At 40.5% G+C, this 6,842-nt stretch carries 5 protein-coding genes and 1 pseudogene; all 6 read left to right on the forward strand.

Annotation, left to right across the window (positions count from 1 at the left end):
• Positions 1-58 precede the first annotated feature (58 nt).
• The gene (locus WKI42_RS02870) at positions 59-529 is read left to right on the forward strand and encodes an SP_0198 family lipoprotein (protein ID WP_239499804.1); all 471 of its coding nucleotides are present in this window, start codon (positions 59-61) and stop codon (positions 527-529) included.
• A gap of 261 nt (positions 530-790) precedes the next feature.
• Positions 791-2,323 carry a cardiolipin synthase gene (cls, locus tag WKI42_RS02875; protein ID WP_368081135.1) on the forward strand — a complete coding sequence of 511 codons (1,533 nt, stop codon included), beginning with the start codon at positions 791-793 and terminating at the stop codon, positions 2,321-2,323.
• Between the two features lie 256 nt (positions 2,324-2,579).
• Complete coding sequence (locus WKI42_RS02880) at positions 2,580-4,118, forward strand: damage-inducible protein CinA (protein WP_368081136.1); 1,539 nt, start codon at positions 2,580-2,582, stop codon at positions 4,116-4,118.
• Positions 4,119-4,237: 119 nt separating this feature from the next.
• Complete coding sequence (gene nrdD, locus WKI42_RS02885; protein ID WP_218764705.1) at positions 4,238-6,445, forward strand: anaerobic ribonucleoside-triphosphate reductase; 2,208 nt, start codon at positions 4,238-4,240, stop codon at positions 6,443-6,445.
• An 11-nt stretch (positions 6,446-6,456) separates the two neighbouring features.
• Positions 6,457-6,597, forward strand: a complete 141-nt coding sequence (locus WKI42_RS02890; RefSeq protein ID WP_000521615.1) for a hypothetical protein — start codon at positions 6,457-6,459, stop codon at positions 6,595-6,597.
• A gap of 43 nt (positions 6,598-6,640) precedes the next feature.
• Positions 6,641-6,842: pseudogene (locus tag WKI42_RS02895) on the forward strand (GNAT family N-acetyltransferase); the annotation flags it as partial.

Consider the following 6,842-nt stretch of genomic DNA (forward strand, 5'->3'; position numbering starts at 1 on the left):
GAATTGCTGGCTAAGGAAAATCTATTTTTCTAGCATGGCAAGAGAAAGGACATTTATTATGACATTCAAAACAGCAGCACTTTCTATTGTTTCTTTAGCGAGTGTATCTTTGCTAGTTGCTTGTTCCCAAAGAACACAACCAGTTCAACAGCCTGTGGCTCAGCAGCAGGTCCAACAGCCTGCTCAACAACCTGCTCAACAGAATACCAATACTGCAAATGTAGGAGGTAACCAAAATCAAGCAGCTCCAGTACAAAATCAACCTGTTGCTCAACCGACCGATATTGATGGAACTTATACTGGTCAGGACGAAGGAGACCGTATCACTTTAGTGGTAACTGGAACGACTGGTACATGGACTGAGCTCGAATCTGACGGGGATCAGAAAGTCAAACAGGTCACATTTGATGCAGCAAATCAACGCATGATTATTGGGGATGATGTCAAAATTTACACTGTAAACGGTAATCAAATCGTCGTAGACGATATGGATAGAGATCCATCGGACCAAATCGTTTTAACTAAATAAGACTATGCAAGTAGAAAGGGCTGGATTTTTCAGCCTTTTTGCTTTCACTTAGAAAAATGATAATAAGTACTTGCCTTTTAGTGAATACCTGCGTTATACTAGTATCAATTATCTGTTTTTAGCATTCATACTCTTCGAAAATCTCTTCGAACCACGTCAGCTTCCATCTGCAACCTCAAATCAGTGCTTTGAGTAACCTATGGCTAGCTTCCTAGTTTGCTCTTTGATTTTCATTGAGTATCAAAATATCAAGGAGAGGATATGAAATATAGAAAATTTCAATTATTGATGTCCAAGTATGGCTTTAGTCTTTCGATTATGCTACTTGAACTTTGTCTGGTTTTTGGTCTCTTTCTTTATTTAGGACGCATGGCTCCCATTTTATGGATTACTGTCCTCATTCTACTGAGTATCATCACAATCATTTCGATAGTCAACCGTAATACGACTCCTGAGAATAAGGTAACCTGGTTATTAGTAGCCTTTGTGCCAGTATTTGGCCCCTTGCTCTATCTGATGTTTGGTGAAAGGCGATTGTCCAAAAAAGAAATCAAACAACTGAAGAAGCTAGGCTCCATGCATTTCCAAGAAGCAAATAGCCAGTTACTAAAAGAGGAATTAAAAGAAAGTGATAAGGCGGCATATGGCGTCATCAAGTCCTTATTGAGTATGGATACCAATGCCGATATCTATGATCAAACTGCCTCTACATTTTTTCCTAACGGAGAAGCTATGTGGAAAAAGATGGTAGAAGATCTCAAAAAGGCTGAGAAATTTATCTTCTTGGAATATTACATTATAGAAGAAGGTTTGATGTGGAATCGTATTCTAGAAATCTTGGAGCAAAAGGTCGCTCAAGGCATTGAAGTTAAACTGCTCTATGATGATATTGGCTGTATGGCTACTTTAACAGGAGATTATGCACATCGACTTCGTCAGCTGGGCATCGAGGCCCATAAATTCAATAAAGTTATTCCTCGTTTGACAGTGGCCTATAATAACAGAGATCATAGAAAAATATTGATTGTTGATGGTCAGATAGCCTATACTGGTGGGGTCAATCTGGCAGATGAGTACATTAACCACGTCGAGAGATTTGGTTATTGGAAGGATAGTGGAATTCGCTTGGACGGACTAGCAGTAAAAGCCCTGACACGCTTATTTTTGACCACTTGGTACATTAATCGAGGAGAGATTAGTGATTTTGATCAATATCATTTAGAAAATCATTCTATCCCAAGTGACGGTTTAACCATTCCATACGGGAGTGGACCCAAGCCCATCTTCCGTACCCAGGTAGGGAAAAAAGTCTATCAAAGTTTGATTAATCAGGCCACTGATTCAGTCTATATTACAACGCCCTATTTGATTATTGACTATGACTTAACAGAGAGTATCAAAAATGCTGCTATGAGAGGGGTCGATGTTCGGATTGTCACCCCTTACATACCAGATAAGAAGTTCATTCAGTTAGTCACAAGAGGGGCTTATCCAGACCTTCTTTCTGCTGGAGTTCGGATTTATGAGTATAGTCCAGGTTTTATTCATAGTAAGCAGATGTTGGTAGACGAAGATTTTGCGGTGGTGGGGACAATCAATCTCGACTACCGAAGCTTGGTGCACCATTATGAAAATGCAGTCTTACTCTATAAAACTCCTTCTATAATGGAAATAGCCCGAGATTTTCAAAATATATTTGCAGATTCTCAGGAAGTCTATCCTCATTCTATCAAAACGAGCTGGTATCAAAAACTTGTAAAAGAAATTGCCCAGTTATTCGCCCCAATCTTATAAGAAATCTAGGATTTAGGAAATGACCGAGTCCTCTTTTTCTTGCTTTTTACGAATAGAAAGATATAGGGGAGGGACGATGCTGACTCAGAAAGAAATAAACTATATCCTGACATTTAAACAGACACATTTACACCGCTTTCGGGAAATTGAAATCTTTGTGAAACTATGCAAAAAATCACTCAAACAGCCATCGCAAGCTGACAATCCTAGGACTTTTTGATATACTAAGACAGATAAATTGAATAGGAGAAACGATATGAGTGTGTATGGTAGAGTAGAAGAAGTTCATCAGGAGAATCATGAACCTCTAGAATACCAAATCAAACAAGAATTGCATCATCGTGAATCAAGTCGTCTTCCTTTGGTAAAAATTTTACTATGGAGTACGCTTGTAACAGGAATAACTCTAGGAGTACCGCTATTACTCGACTTAATGAGTGCACAGGAAGTGCAGGATTTTTATGCAGGTTGGGCGCTTCATCAGACAGGGAAGATTTACAGCGACTATTATGGAAGTCAAGGTTTGCTTTATTATTTGCTGACTTACGTGACTCAGGGCGGATTTTTCTTTGCCATTTTTGAGTGGTTAGCCTTGGTAGCAGGAGGATTTTTCCTCTTTCGATCGGCAGACACCTTGACAGAGCAAGGAGACCAAGCTGGACAAGTGGTGACTATTTTTTACATGCTGGTTACAGGTCTTGCTTTTGGTGGAGGCTATGCGACTCTTTTAGCGCTTCCTTTCTTATTCGCGGCCTTTAGTTTAGTTGCTGCTTACCTAAGCAAGCCAAGCCATGATAAGGGATTTGTACGGATTGGGCTGGCTTTGGCAGGCGGATTTTTCTTTGCTCCCTTGTCATCGCTCTTGTTTATTGCTGTAGTGAGTTTAGGCTTGTTGGTCTTTAACCTTGGGCATAGACGCTTTGCACATGGGTTTTATCAGTTTCTTGCAGTGGCTTTAGGTTTTTCACTTGTCTTTTATCCAACTGCCTACTATAGTGTTGCAACAGGAAGTTTTGGGGATGCCATTAGTGGTATTCGCTATCCCATTGACAGTATTCGCTTTGATTTTACTTCTAAAATTTTAGAGAATATGGCTTTTTATGGCTTGTTGTCCCTTGGTTTGGGATTTGTGGTTTGTATCTTTTTAGGTCTCTTTCAATCCAAACCCTCTAAACTATATGTCATCTCAGTGCCTGCAAGTCTTGTGACAATTTTAGGTTTGATTTTACTTTTCTTTTCACAAGAGCCTCTGCACGCTTCTTATTTGATGGTCGTCTTCCCTGTTTTCTTACTTTTATTGGTAACCAATATTAAGAGTCAACAGAGGGGGCGTAGTGTTAGACGAAGACGAAGAGAAACGCCAGTTAGTCTATGGAGTCGTTTTTTCAAAGGAAATCTATATCTGCCAGTTTTAGGGCTTGTCTATCTTTTGTCTGTTCCTTTTTTGATGAAGTTTGTCCTTTATCCGGTACCTTATCAAGAACGTAATCATCTTGCTGATTTGGTGAAAGAGGAGACAAGTACGGAAGATGATATCTATGCATGGGATGATACTGCGACTCTTTATCGTAAGAGTGAGCGCTTGTCGCCATCGGCGATTTTGTCTCCGATGCACTATACAGCAACTGAGGAAAATCGGAATAAGTTACTTAATGACTTGAAAGAAAAACAACCTAAGGTGATTGTGGTGAATGATAAGGTGCCAGTGTGGTCTGAAGTGGAAACACTCTTAAAAGAAAATTACCAACAAGTAAAGACTGATTACTCAGAGTTTAAAGTCTATAAAATCAAATAACAAAATCAATATCTTGTGTATTTTTAAAAATTTTAGGATTTTTAACACAAGATATTGATTTTTCTTTTTAGAGTGGTATAATACTTTTTAGAAAGAATATTTTAGAAAAGAGCATGCATATGATTGCACTAGAAGAAAAAATTACAATTTTGCCAACTCTCTTCGTCGAGAAACGAGATGGGAGACGTGTTGTATTTGATGTGGATAAGATTGACAAAGCTCTCCACAAGGCGGCAGACAAGGTTATGGATGTGACACCCTTGGTTGAAAAACGCCTCAATGCTCTGACTGAGCGAATTGTCACAGAAATTCATAGTCGCTTTCCACAGGGGGTTAAGATTTACGAAATTCAAAATATCGTAGAACATGAATTGCTTGAAGCCAAAGAATATGCGCTTGCTGAGGAGTATATTACCTATCGGACACAGAGGGATTTTGAACGCTCGAAAGCGACAGATATCAACTTTAGTATCCATAAACTTCTCAACAAAGACCAGGCGGTTGTTAACGAAAATGCCAATAAAGACAGCGATGTCTTCAACACCCAACGTGATTTGACAGCAGGGATTGTTGGAAAGTCAATTGGACTGCAAATGCTTCCTAAGCACGTAGCCAATGCCCACCAAAAGGGGGATATCCACTATCACGATTTGGACTACAGCCCCTATACACCTATGACCAACTGCTGTTTGATTGATTTTAAAGGTATGTTGGAAAATGGTTTTAAGATTGGAAATGCAGAGGTAGAAAGTCCCAAGTCTATCCAGACTGCGACAGCTCAGATTTCCCAAATCATCGCCAACGTTGCTTCTAGCCAGTACGGTGGCTGCTCAGCTGACCGTATCGATGAAGTTTTGGCGCCTTATGCAGAGAAGAACTATCAAAAACATCTCAAAGATGCAGAAGAATGGGTCTTGCCTGAAAAACGGGAAGATTACGCTTGGAAGAAAACGCAAAAGGACATCTATGATGCCATGCAATCTCTCGAGTATGAAATCAACACCCTCTTCACTTCAAATGGACAAACACCTTTTACTTCACTAGGTTTTGGTCTGGGAACCAGTCGTTTTGAGCGGGAAATTCAAAAAGCTATCTTAAACATCCGAATCAAGGGACTTGGTTCAGAACACCGCACAGCTATCTTCCCTAAACTCATCTTTACGCTTAAAAGAGGTCTTAACTTGGAAGAAGGGACTCCCAACTACGACATCAAGCAGTTGGCCCTAGAGTGCGCAACCAAACGGATGTACCCAGATGTTTTGTCCTATGATAAGATTGTTGAGTTGACAGGTTCTTTCAAAGTTCCTATGGGTTGCCGTTCGTTCCTTCAAGGATGGAAGGATGAAAATGGTGTAGAAGTCAATTCAGGTCGCATGAATCTGGGTGTTGTGACGGTTAACTTGCCTCGTATTGCTCTCGAGTCTGAGGGCGACATGAATAAGTTCTGGGAAATCTTCAACGAACGTATGAACATCGCTGAAGATGCTCTTGTTTATCGTGTCGAACGCACTAAAGAGGCGACACCAGCCAATGCTCCTATCCTCTATCAGTACGGCGCTTTTGGCCATCGTCTAGGTAAAGAAGAAAGTGTTGACCAGCTCTTTAAGAATCGTCGTGCGACCGTTTCGCTGGGCTATATCGGCTTGTATGAAGTAGCGACTGTTTTCTTTGGTAACAGTTGGGAAAGTAATCCAGATGCTAAGGAATTCACGCTAGACATCATTCGCGATATGAAACGCCGTGTAGAAGAGTGGTCAGACCAATATGGCTACCATTTCTCTATCTACTCAACACCGTCTGAAAGTTTGACAGACCGTTTCTGCCGACTAGATACAGAAAAGTTCGGCTCTATTCCTGATATTACGGACAAGGAATACTACACCAATTCTTTCCACTACGATGTTCGTAAAAATCCAACACCGTTTGAAAAATTGGACTTTGAGAAAGTCTATCCAGAAGCAGGTGCGTCAGGTGGTTTCATCCATTATTGTGAGTATCCAGTCCTTCAGCAAAATCCAAAGGCCTTGGAAGCTGTCTGGGACTATGCCTATGACCGTGTCGGCTATCTAGGGACTAATACACCAATTGACCGTTGCTACAAGTGTGACTTTGAAGGGGATTTTGAACCAACTGAGAGAGGATTTGCTTGTCCAAACTGTGGAAATAGCGACCCTAAAACAGTAGACGTTGTTAAACGGACTTGTGGCTATTTAGGCAATCCTCAAGCGAGACCGATGGTCAACGGCCGTCACAAGGAAATCGCAGCGCGTGTCAAACATATGAATGGCTCAACGATTAAAATAGCTGGGCATCAAGTAACAAATTAGAAAGAAATGAAATGGGAAAATATCAATTAGACGATAAGGGTCGCGCACAAGTGACCCGTTATCACGAGAAACACTCTAAAGGTGGAGCTGGTAAGAAAGAACGCTTGCTCAACCTCAAAGAACAATTTTTAAACAAGAACAAGAAAAAATAAAAGTGAGAGTCAGCTCTCGCTTTTCTCATAGTGGGAGGTAAGGATGGAACTACGCAGACCAAGATTAGCAGATAAAGAAACAGTTTTAGAGATGATGGCAGAGTTTGAAAAGAGCCAATCAGCCCATGATGGAGGATTTTGGGATACAGAGAACTTTGTGTACGAAGAGTGGTTGGAAACAAATATGCAAAAAGAGATGGGAATAAACTTGCCTGAAAATCGTGTTCCTTCTATTCAATTTGTAT

Origin of the sequence: Streptococcus pseudopneumoniae (genome assembly GCF_038148935.1) — a bacterium.
Lineage (GTDB): Bacteria > Bacillota > Bacilli > Lactobacillales > Streptococcaceae > Streptococcus > Streptococcus pseudopneumoniae_U.

Bases quoted from the DNA above. Each gene is read 5' to 3' on its own strand.
- WKI42_RS02890 (WP_000521615.1), top strand. From the start codon at position 6,457: ATGGGAAAATATCAATTAGACGATAAGGGTCGCGCACAAGTGACCCGT.
- cls (WP_368081135.1), top strand. From the start codon at position 791: ATGAAATATAGAAAATTTCAATTATTGATGTCCAAGTATGGCTTTAGT.
- WKI42_RS02880 (WP_368081136.1), top strand. From the start codon at position 2,580: ATGAGTGTGTATGGTAGAGTAGAAGAAGTTCATCAGGAGAATCATGAA.
- WKI42_RS02870 (WP_239499804.1), top strand. From the start codon at position 59: ATGACATTCAAAACAGCAGCACTTTCTATTGTTTCTTTAGCGAGTGTA.
- nrdD (WP_218764705.1), top strand. From the start codon at position 4,238: ATGATTGCACTAGAAGAAAAAATTACAATTTTGCCAACTCTCTTCGTC.